This window comes from Microcoleus sp. B4-C2 (assembly GCF_036705265.1).
In the GTDB taxonomy this organism is placed as follows: Bacteria; Cyanobacteriota; Cyanobacteriia; order Cyanobacteriales; family Microcoleaceae; genus Microcoleus.
Genome location: NZ_JAUBUB010000012.1, coordinates 57,482 through 73,467, shown reverse-complemented (window position 1 = coordinate 73,467; position 15,986 = coordinate 57,482). Strand labels below are relative to the sequence as shown.

Sequence of the window (15,986 nt, the reverse complement as noted above, 5' to 3'; positions counted from 1 at the left end):
CCATGCCACGAAGCCCAGAAAGTTTTTGTTAGGTGGCAAATTCGACTGGATCACGGGCGGGACGCCCATGCCACGAAGCCCAGAAAGTTTTTGTTAGGTGGCAAATTCGACTGGATCACGGGCGGGACGCCCATGCCACGAATCCCAGAAAGTTTTTGTTAGGTGGAAAATTCGACTTTTTGTTCGGATTTTGGCTGATTTTCGGGTTCGGAAACTGTTGGTTCGGGAGGGGCTAATTCGCTGGTTGGCTGGCTAGGAGTTTCAGCGGCAACTGGTGGCGTTGGCGGTACAAGATTGGGAGATTGTTCTGGTATCGCGGGAGCGACTACTTTTGGTACTGGAGCTTTTTCTGTTATTTCTGGCAGGGTTGGCGGATATGAAGGAGTAGCAGATTGGGGTTCTTCACGCAAGAAGTTGCGGAACCGATTGTAGTATCCTTTATATTCCTGTTTTTTTGTTTGGGGAGATTCTGTTGGGGTCGGTTCTATTACTGGAATTGGTTCTACAATTTTAGGGGTTTCTAACGGTGGAGTTGCTGTCGGTGTCGGTTCTATTACTGGAATTGGTTCTACAATTTTCGGCGCTTCTAACTGTGGAGTTGCTGTTGGTGTCGGTTCTATTACTGGAATTGGTTCTACAATTTTCGGCGCTTCTAACTGTGGAGTTGCTGTTGGTGTCGGTTCTATTGCTTGAATGGGAGCAACTTCGGGAGCGACTGTGGGCTCTAAGTTCGGTTGGGTAACAGGGGTTTCTGGAAGCGTGGGTGAGGGTTGGACAACTGGTGTTTTTTCTAATGCAGGTGTCGGTGTCGGTTCGGGGGTTGGGGTTGGTGTGGGAGCGGGGGCTTGGTAGGTACGATCGACTATACCGCGAGTTTCTGCGGCTGTTAGTTCGCCCCGCACTAATTTAGAAAGAGGCTCTTGACCAAGGGGTTGGAAATTTATCAGTCTGACTGTATTATTAAAGGCGTTTTTGACGATATTTCCCCGTTCGTCAATTAATTCTAGCTGTACCCAGTTTTTCCCTGATTTGAATCCTTTAAGATATATAGGTTGCCACTGGTCGATCGCAAAGCTTTGGCCGTTGACTGTGGCTCGAATTTTCCAATCGAGTATTTCATCTTGGGAATTTTCTTGCGCCACTTCGTGCGGAGGGGCATTTGTCAAGTAAAAGTCGAGCAGGATGGGTTCTGCCCCGTAGCTGCCTTGGGGGCTGTTGTACGTTAATAGGGGCAATGTTCGATCGGGATTATTATTGTCTGTTTTGGTAAAAACGTGAAAGGTGGTTTGAGCTGCGGCACCTTCGTTTTTAAAGCTTTCTTCCCAAGGGCGAGCGGCAAACACTTGCAGGGTATGGGTTCCGGGTTCTAAATTCGACAGCGTTAAAGGTTGGTTGATGTCGTAAACTGCTGCATAAGGTTGGTTGTCTAATAAAACTTGCAGATGGGGGCCCAAACCCAAGTTTGCATCTTTGAAAATGGGCAAGTCCTTCACTTGGAACTCAACAGATACATTTATATCCTGAAGCACTTCGTCAGGTTTTGGATTCAAAATACTAATTTGAGGCTGGTAGATTTCTAGAGCCTGACGCAGTTGTTGAATGGCTTCTGGGGGAGAAACCTCTGAGATTCTGTTTACTGGGGCGGTAGCTGAGCCGCTCTTGTTCCCTGGTTTGGGCAATTCGGGATTGCCCGCGCCACAACTTGCTAAACCCAACATTAATATTGCTGCTGCCAACAATGCCAGCAGCCTGCCCGCAACCGTTCTGTGCCAATTGATCCCAATCACGCAACCATACTCCTAGAAGCCTTCTCATAGGGAACTATAGCCCAAAAATGAATTTAGTATTGGGGAATTGCCGGCTTTGGAATTCCAAAGCCGCGTAGGAACCCGGATTGAGGCAGCAGCGGGCAACCCATCCTCTCCTACTCTTAATTGCTGCAGCCTTTTTCCCAAACATATATCTACAAATGAGTATTCCTAAATTACCTTATCTTTGAGTTTTGTAAAGTTAATGGCAGTACCCCTTGACTTTTTAGAGCGACTGTGGGATTTAAAGGCGTTATTACATCAAGAATAGAGGCTTTTTTAAGTATTGTTAACAAGCGATTAATACTCCTCTAGCAAGCTTATAATTCATAAAACTCCCTCAAAAGGAGCAGCAGTATCAAGTCTGAATCAAGGACGCGATCGGCGGCTCCAGATAGCGAGAAGAGTTGGCAGTACCCAGGCACATTGTTAGCGACACTGGGAAACTGGCTTCTTCACAGAAGCAAAATGCTTGGGGAGACGATGCACCTGCGTCTAGCTCTGCAAAGAGTAAAGTGCAGTGAAGTGTCGGCTTTTTCGAGAATCCCCCGCCTAATCAAGCGTGGGGAGTGTCCGGTACAGTGTTCAGTTCTCGTTCCTTGTCTTACCGAGAGGAGAGTCTTCATGACCATTAGTCCTCCAGAGCGAGAGGTAAAAGCTAGGGTAGTAGTCGATAAAAATCCGGTTCCAACTTCTTTCGAGAAGTGGTCAAAACCCGGTCATTTTGATCGCACTCTAGCTAAGGGGCCAAAAACCACCACTTGGATTTGGAACCTCCACGCTAACGCTCACGACTTTGACAGTCATACAAGTGACTTAGAAGACGTTTCGCGCAAAATCTTTAGCGCTCACTTCGGCCACTTGGCAGTAATCTTCGTATGGTTGAGCGGCGCATATTTCCACGGCGCTAAATTTTCCAATTACGAAGCTTGGCTGACAAATCCTACAGCCATCAAGCCCAGCGCTCAAGTGGTCTGGCCGATTTTTGGTCAAGAAATTTTAAATGCAGATGTAGGCGGCGGCTTTCACGGGATTCAGATCACCTCTGGTCTATTCCAATTGTGGCGCGCCAACGGCATCACTAACTCATACCAGCTATATTGCACTGCGATCGGCGCCCTGGTAATGGCAGCTTTGATGCTGTTTGCCGGTTGGTTCCACTATCACGTCCGCGCTCCGAAACTGGAATGGTTCCAGAACGTGGAATCGATGATGAACCACCACTTGGCAGTTTTGTTAGGCTGCGGGTGCTTGGGCTTCGCAGGACAACAAATTCACGTGGCTCTGCCGATCAATGCTTGCATGGACGCGATCGATGCAGGTGCACCGCTGACAGTCGGCGGTAAGCTGATCAAAACAGTTGCCGACATCCCCCTGCCGCACGAGTGGATTTTGACACCGGGCTTGATGGCTGACATCTACCCGAGTTTCGCTAAAGGTTTAACCCCCTTCTTCACCCTCAACTGGGGCGCATATACAGACTTCCTGACCTTCAAAGGCGGTCTGAACCCCACCACAGGCGGTTTGTGGCTGACTGATACAGCACACCACCACTTAGCTTTGGCAGTGCTATTCATCGTCGCTGGTCATATGTACCGGACGAACTGGGGCATCGGCCACAGCATGAAAGAAATCCTAGAGAACCACAAAGGCCCCTTCACTGGTGAAGGTCACAAAGGTCTCTACGAAATCCTGACTAATTCTTGGCACGCGCAACTGTCGATTAACTTGGCACTGATGGGCTCTTTGAGCATCATCGTCGCCCAACATATGTACGCGATGCCTCCGTATCCGTACATCGCGACCGACTACCCAACTCAGCTATCCCTGTTCACCCACCACATGTGGATTGGCGGATTCCTGATTGTTGGAGCAGCCGCTCACGGAGCAATCTTCATGGTTCGGGATTACGATCCCGCTGGAAATGTCAACAACTTGTTGGATCGCGTGATCCGTCATAGAGATGCGATTATTTCCCACCTGAACTGGGTTTGTATATTCTTGGGCTTCCACAGCTTCGGTTTGTACGTTCACAACGACACAATGCGGGCTTTCGGTCGTCCTCAAGATTTGTTCTCGGATACCGGGATTCAGTTGCGTCCGATATTTGCCCAGTGGGTGCAAAACATCCACGCTTTGGCTCCGGGCACAACAGCGCCTAATGCTACGGAAATCGTTAGCCACGCTTTTGGCGGCGGTGCAGTAGTAGTCGCCGGCAAAGTAGCGATGATGCCGATCGAGTTGGGTACGGCGGATTTCATGATCCACCACATCCACGCTTTCACCATTCACGTTACAGTCCTGATTCTCTTGAAGGGCGTGTTGTTTGCACGCAGTTCTCGCTTGGTTCCTGACAAAGGCAACTTGGGCTTCCGGTTCCCTTGCGACGGCCCAGGCCGTGGCGGCACCTGCCAAGTTTCTGGTTGGGATCACGTGTTCCTAGGCTTGTTCTGGATGTACAACTGCATCTCGATCGTGATTTTCCACTTTAGCTGGAAAATGCAGTCGGACGTGTGGGGAACAGTATCGCCAGACGGCACAATTTCTCACATTACCGGTGGCAACTTCGCACAAAGTGCGATCACGATTAACGGCTGGCTGCGGGACTTCCTTTGGGCGCAAGCTTCTCAGGTGATTCAGTCCTACGGTTCGGCACTGTCGGCCTACGGTCTGATGTTCCTAGCTGGACACTTCGTCTTCGCCTTCAGCTTGATGTTCCTGTTCAGCGGCCGCGGCTACTGGCAAGAACTGATTGAGTCGATTGTTTGGGCTCACAACAAGCTCAAGGTAGCTCCGTCGATTCAGCCTCGCGCTCTGAGCATTATTCAGGGTCGGGCTGTGGGTGTAGCTCACTACCTCCTAGGAGGAATTGTCACTACGTGGGCATTTTTCCTAGCGCGAATCATTTCGGTAGGGTAAACTACCCCTAGGTTTTGGATTCTCGATTTGGGAGGAATCTCAAATCGAGAATCCAAACTCCGAACCGAATCCCTTCAATTTTGTTCAGGATTCAGGATTAATCAAGGCTTATGGCAACGAAATTTCCAAAATTTAGCCAAGACCTTGCCCAAGACCCGACCACACGGCGGATCTGGTACGGGATTGCCACAGCACACGACTTTGAAAGCCACGATGGCATGACCGAAGAAAATCTTTACCAAAAGATTTTTGCTTCTCACTTCGGCCACGTAGCAATCATTTTCTTGTGGACATCGGGCAGCCTGTTCCACGTAGCATGGCAAGGTAACTTTGAACAGTGGATTAAAGACCCTCTAAACGTCCGCCCGATCGCTCACGCGATTTGGGACCCGCAATTCGGCGCTCCTGCTGTAGAAGCTTTCACTCAAGGGGGCGCTTCTAACCCGGTGGATATCTCTTACTCCGGTGTCTACCATTGGTGGTTCACCCAAGGGATTCGGACAAACGCCGACCTGTATCAAGGAGCTATCTTCTTGTTACTGCTGGCCGCTGTATTCCTGTTCGCAGGTTGGTTGCACCTCCAACCGAAGTACCGCCCCAGCTTGTCTTGGTTCAAAAATGCTGAATCTCGCCTCAACCACCACTTGGCTGGTTTGTTCGGTGTCAGCTCTTTGGCTTGGACTGGTCACATGGTTCACGTTGCTATCCCCGAATCTCGCGGACAGCACGTAGGTTGGGACAACTTCCTGTCTACCCCACCTCACCCGGCCGGTTTGGCTCCGTTCTTCAGTGGTAACTGGGGCGTATACGCCGAGAATCCAGATGCAGCAAACCATGTCTTCGGTACTTCCGAAGGCGCTGGAACCGCAATTCTGACTTTCTTGGGTGGCTTCCACCCTCAAACAGAATCCCTGTGGCTGACAGACATCGCTCACCACCACTTGGCGATCGCAGTTCTGTTTATCGTTGCCGGTCATATGTACCGGACTAACTTCGGTATCGGTCACAGCATCAAAGAGATGTTGGATTCTAAGGCTGGTTTGGTCGGCGGCAAGAGTGAAGGACAGTTCAACTTGCCTCACCAAGGCTTGTATGAAACCTACAACAACTCGCTGCACTTCCAACTGGCATTTCACCTCGCTGCTTTGGGTGTAATTACCTCCTTGGTAGCACAGCATATGTACGCGATGCCTCCCTACGCTTTTATAGGTAAGGACTTCACGACTCAGGCTGCGCTTTACACTCACCACCAGTACATTGCTGGATTCATCATGGTCGGCGCTTTCGCCCACGGAGCTATCTTCTTGGTGCGGGACTACGATCCTGAAGCAAATAAAGGCAACGTGCTCGATCGCGTGTTGCAGCACAAAGAAGCGATTATCTCTCACTTGAGCTGGGTGTCGCTGTTCTTGGGCTTCCACACTCTCGGCTTGTACGTTCACAATGACGTTGTAGTTGCTTTCGGAACTCCTGAAAAGCAAATCTTGATTGAACCAGTGTTCGCACAGTTCATCCAAGCTGCTCACGGCAAAGCTCTCTACGGCATGGACGTGCTGTTGTCTAACCCTGACAGCATTGCTTCTACCGCTTGGCCGAACTACGGCAACGTATGGCTCCCAGGCTGGTTGGATGCGATTAACAGCGGTACTAATTCTCTGTTCTTGGCGATCGGACCTGGCGATTTCTTGGTTCACCACGCGATCGCACTAGGCTTGCACACCACCACCTTGATCTTGGTCAAGGGCGCTCTGGATGCACGCGGTTCTAAGCTGATGCCGGACAAAAAAGACTTCGGTTATGCTTTCCCTTGCGACGGCCCCGGCCGTGGCGGTACTTGCGACATCTCTGCTTGGGACGCCATGTACCTGTCTGTATTCTGGATGTTGAACACCCTAGCTTGGGTAACGTTCTACTGGCACTGGAAGCACCTAGGCATCTGGCAAGGTAATGTGGCTCAGTTCAATGAGTCTTCTACCTACCTGATGGGCTGGTTCCGCGATTACCTCTGGCTGTATTCTTCTCAGTTGATCAACGGTTACAACCCGTATGGTACTAACAACTTGTCAGTCTGGGCTTGGATGTTCTTATTCGGACACCTTGTTTGGGCAACTGGTTTCATGTTCCTGATCTCTTGGAGAGGTTACTGGCAAGAGTTGATCGAGACTTTGGTTTGGGCTCACGAGCGCACTCCTTTGGCTAACTTGGTTCGCTGGAAAGACAAGCCTGTTGCTTTGTCCATCGTCCAAGGTCGTTTGGTTGGCTTAGTTCACTTTACTGTGGGCAACGTCCTCACTTACGCGGCCTTTGTAATTGCCTCGACAGCCGGGAAATTCGGGTAACTCTGAACTCTGGTTTCTAGGTAATTAACTAAAATCCCCTGCCTTCTGGCGGGGGATTTTTTTGTATATTTCTGTAAGGAATTACCGCATAGGAAACAGTGGTATAAAGAAGAGAACGCATCATATATTCATGTTCCTATTATCGTGTCTCAATTATTCAACCGCATCCCTGGACGAACCTATTTATTACTAGCAATCCTCATTTTTGCTGCCTCTAACTCTGTCATTCGCAAACTGACCGATTTAGGAGCGCAGAATGCGATCGACGGCAGAAATTTGATTTCACTTTGTAATGTTTTATTTGTAGGGAATCTCTGCGCGTTAGCAGTTTTATTCCTGGTTTATCGCCAGCAATGTACAGTGCAAAATTTCCGATCGATTCCCAGTAAAACATGGTGGGGGTTGATCGCAATTTCTTTGCTATCTGGGGCATTGGCTCCAGCCTTAACTTTTATGGCGTTGGATTTAACCGCTGTCAATAATGTGGTACTGATTGGACGCATCGAGCCGCCTCTGATTTTAGCGCTGTCCATTCTAATTTTGGGCGATCGCGTCAATCTTTGGGTGATTGCGGGGGCGATGGTTTCGTTTGTCGGTGTTGCACTGACTATTGTATTGCAAGCCCCGACTACCGATATGATGGGCATGGGCGGATTGACGATCGGCAGAGGCGAATTCATGGCAGCATCCGGGGCGATCGCGTTAGCCATTTCGACGATTATTAGTAAAGTCACGCTCAAACAAATTCCGTTAGGATTGTTCTCTATTATCAGAACAACACTGGGAACAGTTGTTTTCTTTATTGTCGTTTTAATCTTATATACTCCCACCCACTTTATCGATGTTTTTGCGCCCTTCCTCTGGCAGTGGATGCTCGTCTATGGTGCGATTATTGTTGTTGGCGGACAACTGTGCTGGTTTAATGGACTAAAAACGACGGGCGCTGCAGATGTATCCCTCGCCAGTTCGTTTAGTCCGATCGCGGGGATTTTAGCCGCCTATTTGATTTTATCGGAAACGCCCACAACAGCTCAATACATCGGCGGCAGCATCATTTTAATCGGGATCGTTCTCAATCAAATTGGTGTTTTTCGCAACCAAACCCAATCCGCGCCTCAACCTCCTGTAAGTCCGGCAAAAGAGATGGATATGGAAGTGGGATTCAAAGGGATTTAATGGTTACTAGCTGGCCTTAGTTAAGGGGCGATCGAGTCAAAATTTAAAAGGGATTGGAACATAAGCTGTTCTCCATTTAAATTGTGTGTCAAAAATCACTCAAATTATTGTGGGATGGGCACGCGAGCCCGTCCCGAATATGCAATTTAAACGCGCAACAGCTTACCAAGAAATTGGGTCTAAAGCCCCGTCCTTATAGGACGGCTTTAATTACAGACACTGTGAAGATTAGTTAAAGATACAGACTTGCAAATCAAAGTTTCTGTAATAGTGGTAGACTATTGAAATGATAGTATTAGAGTTTAAGTTGAAGGGCAAAGCGGAGCAGTATCGAATCATCGACAACATGATTCGGACGGCTCAATTTGTGCGAAACAAAACTCTTAGACATTGGATAGATAATCAAGGGATTAAGCTAGTAGACCTGTACAAACAATGCGCCGTTATGGCAAAAGAGTTTGAATGGGCAGGTAAGCTTAATTCGACGGCACGTCAGGCTTCCGCCGAACGTGCCATTTTTGCTATCCAGCGTTTCTTTGCTAACTGCAAAGCTAAGAAGCCAGGAAAAAAAGGATACCCGCAGTTCAAGAAACATACTCGCTCTGTTGAGTACAAGCAGTCCGCTTGGTCGCTTTCTAGTGACAAAAGATGCCTAACATTTAAAGATGGATTTGCTGCTGGGAGATTCAAGTTAATCGGTAGTCGGGATTTGCATTTTTATGCGCCTGATGAGATTAAACGAATTAGGATTGTGCGCCGTGCCGATGGCTACCACGCCCAATTCTGTATCAACGTGGAGCGGAAAGAGGAACTTGTTCCGACTGGTAAGGTTATTGGAATAGACGTGGGATTGAACCACTTTTATACTGATAGCGACGGCGAAACAGTTCCTAATCCTCGCTACCTCCGAAAGAGTGAAAAAGCTTTGAAGAGATTGCAGAAGCGAGTTTCTCGGAAAAAGAAAGGTTCCAAGAACCGGAAAAAGGCGATCAACAAGTTAGGAAGAAAACACCGGAAAGTCAGCAGGCAGCGTAAAGACTTCGCCATAAAGACGGCGTTGTGCGCGGTAAAATCTAACGATTTTGTAGCCTACGAAGACCTTCAGGTTCGGAATATGGTTAAAAACCACAAGCTCGCTAAATCAATCAGCGATGCAGCCTGGTCACTATTTGCTCAATGGTTAGAATATTTCGGGAAAGTGTACAGCAAAACAGTCATTGCTGTTCCACCACAGTACACCTCTCAGAACTGTTCAAATTGCGGCAATCTAGTCAAGAAAACCCTGTCAACTCGAACCCATATTTGTGGTTGCGGTACGATATTGGATCGCGACCACAATGCTGCGTTGAACATTTTGGCGAAAGGGTTAAAGCAGGCAAAATTTAATTTAAATACGGCGGGGCACGCCGGAATTCACGCTGGGGGACAGACCGATCTCTACTCGCTGGTGGTGACATCAACAAGCAAATCGACTGGATGATCCAAGAATCCCCGCGCCTTCAAGGCCGGGGAGTGTCAAAATAAGTAACCCTAGAAGTTGATATTCGTAACAGTCCGATTAATGTTCATCGGCGCCAGAAGGCGAAGTGGTTGGCTGAGTCTGTTAAGCACGAATAAAAGTTCAATTTTATGAAACCTGTTCTGAATAAAGGGCAACTGACAACCTGGAAAGACGATCGGGGGTTTGGCTTCATTAAACCGGATGATGGCAGTAAAGAAGTTTTCTTGCATATCAGTGCGCTGAAGGAAGCAAGTCGCCGCCCAAAAGTCGGAGATACGATTTTGTACGAGCAAGTTGCTGAAACAGACGGGAAAGTACGTGCAACTAGAGCATCAATTCAAGGTGTTGCACCTCGAAATGAACCAACAAAGCAGAAACCACAGAAACGCGGTGTACTCAAAACAGTTTTTGGTATTGGGATTCTGGCTGTCATTGTGGTTCTTACAATGGAGTTTAGTCCTAGTCGTTCACCTTCTCCAATTACATCGATCGCAAAACCAGGATGTACTATCAAAGGCAACATCTCGATCGATACAGGCAATAAGGTTTATCACCTTCCAGGCATGGAAGATTACGAATCAACAGTTATCGATCCAGCTAGCGGTGAGAGATGGTTTTGCACAGAGTCAGAGGCGATCGCCAATGGTTGGCGTAAAGCACCGAGGTAGCCCCAGCATCCCAACAACCGCGCTGCACCGCAACGAATTGCTCAAGGAAGAAGCAAGAAGTTGATATCGCCGTTTTTGCTATGGTGGATTTACTTGAGCCCCCAATTAACGATGCAACTCTACGTCGAAAGCAAAAGAAAGAAAATTGACGTGATACGCAGCCAATATTCTCAAGCCCCGATTGTTGATATTACATCGAAAGCTGATCGACCTTGGATAAAGTTGAGTCCATTTTTGCCGTAAAGATTACACTGTTGACCTGGTTTCCCTGAGCTTCAAATCTCCCCATTCATCTGCATTTGATGCACCTTGTCCGCCAACTCTTGGCGGCTTTCCTTATCGAGTGCATCAATTGCCAGCATTCCCAAATACACTACTTCTTTCTGAGTTAGTCTGGTCGCTAGCGCTTGTTTTTGAATGACTTCCTTGATCACGGAACTGACCGCGATCGCAGTATTAGTTTTAGCCACGAAGAATAATCAACTATTAATAACAACTTTCCTTGATGTTAGCATCCTCAGTCCGATTAAGTACAGTAATGTTTGACTAACTACAGTTAATCATGCTATAGTGTAAAAAATAAAAAAAAGCGATCGCCCCCGGTCTAGACAACTTAAGGGCGATCGACCTATTCCTCCAAAACCTCAACCAAATCCTCAATCATCACATCAAAAGTCCGAGCTAATTTCAGCAGCAAAGTAAAGTCAACCGTTGTCAGCCCTGGACAGCGAGCATAATGCTTGACCGTGTTGTATACCACTCCAGAACGTTCTGAAACTTCCTTGAATGTCCAACCTTTCTCTGCTGCTAGTTCTCTGACTTTAATTCTGACTAAACCCATGCTTGACAATGGGTGCTATAACACCTTAGAATAATTTTATCTAAAAAGCCGATCGCCCCCCGGTCTGGACAACTAAAGGGCGATCGTCTTTAAAACTTAAATAGACAGTTACTAGCTGTCTGAATAACCATGATAGCAGCATTTGGGCTAAAATCAAGCACCTTCGCCTGCTCCAAAATAATCCACAAGTCCCCAGTCCTTCATCCGCTGGCAAGATTTGTCACAGAAGAAACTGTTGCACTGCTGTTCAATATCTCAACAGACCAGATTTACCGCATCGAATGCTGTCGCCACATGGTCTACGTCCACGCTAAAGGCATCAGTCGGTTTGTCAGTTATGCCGATTTTCCGCCAATTTTAGAAGTAGAATTACCGAAACTTCAAGACTTTGGCAGATGGTACAAACGCTGGAAAGGCAAAAAAGCACCTGATTTTTGGACACAGTTTTATATACATCAATTCAAAAACGCTATTACTGTGGATAAACAGTTGTCATGGGGCCTCTTGGTAGCTGTAGTCAAATCCCTATTCTCAGAAACAGCTTTGCAACAACTGCGAGATGCTTATTTATACGAAAAATATAGGCGGGAAAATTTTTGAATATGCGATAGCCCCGAACCTCACTTCACCAAAAGGGCGTGAAGCGTAGCTATCCCGTAGGGAATCGCCCTTTTCCCCTCAAATCTCGCCCTTTACCTGCATCTGATGCACCTTATCAGCCAACTCTTGTAAGCGCTTTTCGTCTAACTCGTCGATCGCCAGCATCCCGACATAGATGATTTCCTTCAGCGTTAGCCTGGTTGCTAGCGCCTTTTTCTGCACAAGTTCCTTAATTATGGGGCTAACCCCAATGGCGGTACTGGCTCTAGTCACAAAGGTAACGGGAGATTAACAACTTAGACTAAATCTTAGCACCTTTAAGCTGAGCTTTTATCTGCGATGCCAACTGCTTAAGCGCGTCTTGACAAGACGAGACACAAGGGTTTATAGTGGAAAAGTGGAAAGGTTGATCGCCCTATTCCTCCAAAACCTCAACCAGATCCTCAATCATCACATCAAAAGTCCGAGCTAACTTCCGCAGGCAAGTAAAGTCAACCATTGCCATTTCAGGACGACGAGCATAGCTTCTGACAGTGCTATAAATTACCCCGGAACGATCGGATACTTCCTTAAGCGTCCAGCCCTTCTCCGCCGCTAGTTCCCGAATTTTTAGCCTGACTAAACCCATGCTTGACAGTTGATGCAATTCTTAGGTTGACTCACCATGATATCTGAAAATCAGTCAATATCGTGGGCGATCGACCTATTCCTCCAAAATCTCCACCAAATCCTCAATCATTACGTCAAACGTGCGAGCCAACCTGTGCAAGTAGGCAAAATTAACGGTTGTCATGCCTTGACATTGGGCGTAGTTTCTGATGGTGCTGTAACCAACGCCCGATCGATCGGAAACTTCCTTAAGTGTCCAGCCGTTCTGGGCCGCAAACTCCCGAATCCGCAACCTCACTAAGCCTTTGCTCATACTGACTTGACAAATGACAATCTGCTGTCGTTTAATATTAGATATCTGAAAAAGCGATCGCCTCACGTCTGGACAACTAAGGGCGATCGCCTATTAAACCTAATCAGGACAGATAATCTCTGTCCTGCACATCTACAACAAAAAGATGTACACACCTACAATCAAGAGATGCGTCTATTATGATATCAGAAACTCCGGCAAAATCGCGGACGATCGACCTATTCCTCAATAATCTCCACCAAGTCCTCAATCATCACATCAAAGGCCCGCGCTAACTTGTACAGGGCGGTAAAGTCAACCATTGATATTTCTGAACGACGAGCATAGCTGGTTATGGTGCTATAGATCACGCCCGATCGCTCAGCCACCTCCTTGAATGTCCAGCCTCTCTCGGCCGCTAGCTCTCGCACTTTAACTCTGACTAAACCCATGCTTGACAAATAATGCAGTTGCGTTTTAAGATAATTGCATCTAAAAAAGCGATCGCCCCCGGTCTAGACAACTTAAGGTCGATCGACCTATTCCTCCAAAACCTCAACCAGATCCTCAATCATCACATCAAAAGTCCGAGCTAACTTCCGCAGGCAGGTAAAGTCAACCATTGCCATTTCAGGACGACGAGCATAGCTTCTGACAGTGCTATAAATTACCCCGGAACGATCGGATACTTCCTTAAGCGTCCAGCCCTTCTCCGCCGCTAGTTCCCGAATTTTTAGCCTGACTAAACCCATGCTTGACAGTTGATGCAATTGCGTCGTACAATTTTATATGTAAAGAGCGATCGCCCCCCGGCCTGGAAAACTAAAGGGCGATCGTCTGTAAAACCTAATCTGGACAGATTATTTCTTTCTATCAAAAAGTGCATTTGCCATATCCAGAAGTCTACTAACCATATCCAGAGGTGTACTAGCCATGATATCAGAAACTCCGGCAAAATCGCGGACGATCGCAGAATCCAGAATAATTCACAAATCGCCAATCCTGCATCCGCTGGCGAGATTCGTTACCGAAGAAACAGTTGCACTCCTCTTCAATATCACAGCAGACGAGATTTACCGCATCGAATGCTGTCGCTACATGGTTTACGTGCACGCCAAAGGCATCAGCCGCTTTGTCAGCTACGCCGATTTTCCCCCGATTTTAGCAGTAAAGCCGATCGCACTTCAAGATTTTGGCAGATGGTACAAACGCTGGAAAAGCAAGCAAGCACCAGCATTTTGGACGAAATTTTACACCCACAAGTTCAAAAAAGCTGTTTCCGTTGACAGCTTGCTAGAGTGGGGCCAATTGGTAGCTACTGTTAAATCGGTCATTTCTGGGCCCGCGCTGCAACAGCTACGAGATGTCTATGCCCAAGAAAAAGATTTGATGGAGAAATTTTAAAGTGCGATCGACTTAATCCTACTTGAACTTTCAATTAAATTTTAAAACACTTCATCTTCGATTCCCAGCCACCATTCCCCCAGATTCATTAAATCTTTGTGGATATCGGTAAGTTCTGTCATATACTCTTCAGCAGAAATCTCCGATCGCCTTTCTTGCAATTTTTTCAGCCGCAGTTGCACCAACAGCCAAGGTTTGGAAATCCCATCGGTTGCTTCGATATATTTGGCTAGCTGTTTGCTGTCCATAGTTATTGATTATTTTTTATATCGGAATGATTAAACCGCAGAGAACGCAGAGAACGCAGAGGAAGAGAAGAGAGAGATGAATAATTCTGAGACCAACTAATCTAATATTATAGGACTTTTGAAACGGCTTAAAAAGCTCTGATTTTTCCCAGTCGGTTTCAACCGACTTGAGCTTTGAGCCAGGGGTTTCAACCCCTGGCGGACTAACGGATTGGCGGACTTGGAAGCTAAGATGTCTCCCGCAAACATCTTTTACCTATAATCCGAAGTCTGAATATTCTTGAGCTTCGCAGCATATTTCATGCCGTATTCCGGGCGACAGAAGCGATCGATCTGAGACTCAAAGAAAGCCCGATTTGCCTTCAAATGCTTTGGATTCGGGTCATCTAAAGGATACAAAAGAGCAGTCCGTAACGCTTGAATCACCGCCGAAGTTACGCAGTACATCGATCGCTGGAATGTCACCCCAATTTGATTTAGGATATCATCTTCGCCGCGACAGCGCTGTTTGTAGAAATCCATCAAATAAGGCGGCAGGAAATGCAGCATATCTTGTGCTAGCAAAGTCGGCGGAATCCCCGCCGTACCTACCGGGAATTTGTCTGCATACAAAACTCCGTAGTGGAAGTCTTTTTGGTCGTCAGGAACTTCTCTAGCTTGAGCGTTGTAAGATTTGGTGCCTCGGAATGGCGAAGTGCGATAAAATACAGCTTCCACGTAAGGTAACGCTGCTTCGTAAAGCCAAGTGAAACCTTTAGATTTGGGGATGATTTCGTAGGTTTCACCGTCGATTTGGACATGGTGGTAAATGGGCCTTCCGGCGATCGCAAATATGCCATTTACTAGGAAATCCATCGCCTGCGGGACTGTGGTAATTTTCCCTTCGTCGTACAAGTCGGAAACTTCAAAAAACACCGGTGCCATTACTTCCCAGAATAAACCGAGATTGCTGTAATAAGACATTTGGCGGCACTGTTCTAAAAACATTTCGGGAAATGCTTTGTGAATTGCCAGCATGAACGGGTCTTTTTTGAAGTAAGCTTTAATTGCGCGATCGGCATTAGCTTTATATTCGTCACTGTCCAAATAAGGATCGAATTGATTGGTTGGGACGTACAAGCCCCGGTGCCAAAGCATTGATCTCATGCACTCTTCGGCAAATTCCATGTTAATGCGATCGTGCCACAAATGATGGAACAGCCGCGGGAGTTTACCAGTTTCACCCTTCTCCATGAACTCCAAAAGTTCTGGGTGGACACTTCCAGTACCGCGCCAAATCCGCAAATCTGCACCGTCGCCTGCATAGTGATTTTGTAAATCTAAATACTCTTGCGGTAAAAAGTATTTAAAGAAAGGAAGCGGGTGTAAAAATACTCGTTCGGCGATGTAAAGCAAATCCCGCCAGTAGAAGTCCATCGGCACCGCGTAAGCTTTCCAGATAGCGATGATTTGCATCAGATTTTCCGGCGTATCTGGAATCATAGCGCCGCCCGCTTCCAGTCTGTGAATTATTTCGGCAAATTCGTGTTTTGAAGGCGGTAGTTTAGTTGCTGGTTTATTAGGGGTTTGTACCATTGTTTC

General features: G+C 47.2%; 18 protein-coding genes. 8 read left to right on the top strand and 10 right to left on the bottom strand.

All coding sequences use genetic code 11. From position 1 onward, the window contains the following. Window positions 1-158 precede the first annotated feature (158 nt). Window positions 159-1,787, bottom strand: a complete 1,629-nt coding sequence (locus QUB20_RS06850) for a hypothetical protein (RefSeq protein WP_333244883.1) — start codon at window positions 1,785-1,787, stop codon at window positions 159-161. A gap of 645 nt (window positions 1,788-2,432) precedes the next feature. Here QUB20_RS06850 and psaA point away from each other — a divergent pair. The 6 genes from psaA to QUB20_RS28630 all read left to right on the top strand — a co-directional run bounded on the left by psaA (window position 2,433) and on the right by QUB20_RS28630 (window position 10,654). Then, entirely contained in the window at window positions 2,433-4,727 is a 2,295-nt protein-coding gene (gene psaA, locus QUB20_RS06845; RefSeq protein ID WP_333057330.1) for a photosystem I core protein PsaA, read from the top strand. A gap of 110 nt (window positions 4,728-4,837) precedes the next feature. After that, window positions 4,838-7,066, top strand: coding sequence for a photosystem I core protein PsaB (gene psaB / locus QUB20_RS06840; RefSeq protein WP_333103716.1), 2,229 nt, complete (start codon window positions 4,838-4,840; stop codon window positions 7,064-7,066). 144 nt (window positions 7,067-7,210) lie between these two features. After that, window positions 7,211-8,242: a DMT family transporter gene (locus tag QUB20_RS06835; protein WP_333244886.1), complete on the top strand. Its 1,032-nt coding sequence runs from the start codon at window positions 7,211-7,213 to the stop codon at window positions 8,240-8,242. Between the two features lie 286 nt (window positions 8,243-8,528). Further along, complete coding sequence (locus tag QUB20_RS06830; protein WP_333244889.1) at window positions 8,529-9,722, top strand: transposase; 1,194 nt, start codon at window positions 8,529-8,531, stop codon at window positions 9,720-9,722. A gap of 149 nt (window positions 9,723-9,871) precedes the next feature. Beyond that, the gene (locus tag QUB20_RS06825; RefSeq protein ID WP_333244892.1) at window positions 9,872-10,411 is read left to right on the top strand and encodes a cold shock domain-containing protein; all 540 of its coding nucleotides are present in this window, start codon (window positions 9,872-9,874) and stop codon (window positions 10,409-10,411) included. 111 nt (window positions 10,412-10,522) lie between these two features. Then, window positions 10,523-10,654: a DUF6939 family protein gene (locus tag QUB20_RS28630; protein ID WP_445252016.1), complete on the top strand. Its 132-nt coding sequence runs from the start codon at window positions 10,523-10,525 to the stop codon at window positions 10,652-10,654. Window positions 10,655-10,686: 32 nt separating this feature from the next. Here QUB20_RS28630 and QUB20_RS06820 read toward each other — a convergent pair whose 3' ends face one another. Both QUB20_RS06820 and QUB20_RS06815 read right to left on the bottom strand, forming a co-directional pair. Next, on the bottom strand, window positions 10,687-10,881 hold the full coding sequence (locus QUB20_RS06820) for a hypothetical protein (RefSeq protein WP_333211449.1): 195 nt from the start codon (window positions 10,879-10,881) through the stop codon (window positions 10,687-10,689). 158 nt (window positions 10,882-11,039) lie between these two features. Further along, window positions 11,040-11,252 carry a helix-turn-helix domain-containing protein gene (locus QUB20_RS06815; protein WP_006631306.1) on the bottom strand — a complete coding sequence of 71 codons (213 nt, stop codon included), beginning with the start codon at window positions 11,250-11,252 and terminating at the stop codon, window positions 11,040-11,042. Between the two features lie 129 nt (window positions 11,253-11,381). Between QUB20_RS06815 and QUB20_RS06810 the strand changes: the two genes are divergently transcribed. Beyond that, a complete protein-coding gene (locus QUB20_RS06810) occupies window positions 11,382-11,852 on the top strand; it encodes a hypothetical protein (protein WP_333244895.1) in 471 nt (156 codons plus the stop codon). A gap of 78 nt (window positions 11,853-11,930) precedes the next feature. On the opposite strand, the gene QUB20_RS06805 is transcribed toward QUB20_RS06810, so the two are convergent. From QUB20_RS06805 to QUB20_RS06785, 5 genes are all read right to left on the bottom strand, one after another. After that, on the bottom strand, window positions 11,931-12,125 hold the full coding sequence (locus QUB20_RS06805) for a hypothetical protein (protein WP_333055355.1): 195 nt from the start codon (window positions 12,123-12,125) through the stop codon (window positions 11,931-11,933). Window positions 12,126-12,267: 142 nt separating this feature from the next. Further along, window positions 12,268-12,480, bottom strand: coding sequence for a helix-turn-helix domain-containing protein (locus tag QUB20_RS06800; RefSeq protein WP_006631307.1), 213 nt, complete (start codon window positions 12,478-12,480; stop codon window positions 12,268-12,270). 75 nt (window positions 12,481-12,555) lie between these two features. After that, entirely contained in the window at window positions 12,556-12,774 is a 219-nt protein-coding gene (locus tag QUB20_RS06795; protein ID WP_293135490.1) for a helix-turn-helix domain-containing protein, read from the bottom strand. Between the two features lie 218 nt (window positions 12,775-12,992). Continuing rightward, the gene (locus tag QUB20_RS06790) at window positions 12,993-13,205 is read right to left on the bottom strand and encodes a helix-turn-helix domain-containing protein (protein ID WP_006631308.1); all 213 of its coding nucleotides are present in this window, start codon (window positions 13,203-13,205) and stop codon (window positions 12,993-12,995) included. A gap of 87 nt (window positions 13,206-13,292) precedes the next feature. Next, window positions 13,293-13,505 carry a helix-turn-helix domain-containing protein gene (locus tag QUB20_RS06785; protein ID WP_006631307.1) on the bottom strand — a complete coding sequence of 71 codons (213 nt, stop codon included), beginning with the start codon at window positions 13,503-13,505 and terminating at the stop codon, window positions 13,293-13,295. Window positions 13,506-13,686: 181 nt separating this feature from the next. Between QUB20_RS06785 and QUB20_RS06780 the strand changes: the two genes are divergently transcribed. Next, on the top strand, window positions 13,687-14,157 hold the full coding sequence (locus QUB20_RS06780) for a hypothetical protein (RefSeq protein ID WP_333244898.1): 471 nt from the start codon (window positions 13,687-13,689) through the stop codon (window positions 14,155-14,157). 41 nt (window positions 14,158-14,198) lie between these two features. Here QUB20_RS06780 and QUB20_RS06775 read toward each other — a convergent pair whose 3' ends face one another. Both QUB20_RS06775 and QUB20_RS06770 read right to left on the bottom strand, forming a co-directional pair. Beyond that, the gene (locus QUB20_RS06775; RefSeq protein WP_333055353.1) at window positions 14,199-14,405 is read right to left on the bottom strand and encodes a hypothetical protein; all 207 of its coding nucleotides are present in this window, start codon (window positions 14,403-14,405) and stop codon (window positions 14,199-14,201) included. Window positions 14,406-14,657: 252 nt separating this feature from the next. Continuing rightward, the gene (locus QUB20_RS06770; RefSeq protein WP_333209656.1) at window positions 14,658-15,980 is read right to left on the bottom strand and encodes a CO2 hydration protein; all 1,323 of its coding nucleotides are present in this window, start codon (window positions 15,978-15,980) and stop codon (window positions 14,658-14,660) included. Between the last annotated feature and the right edge of the window lie 6 nt (window positions 15,981-15,986).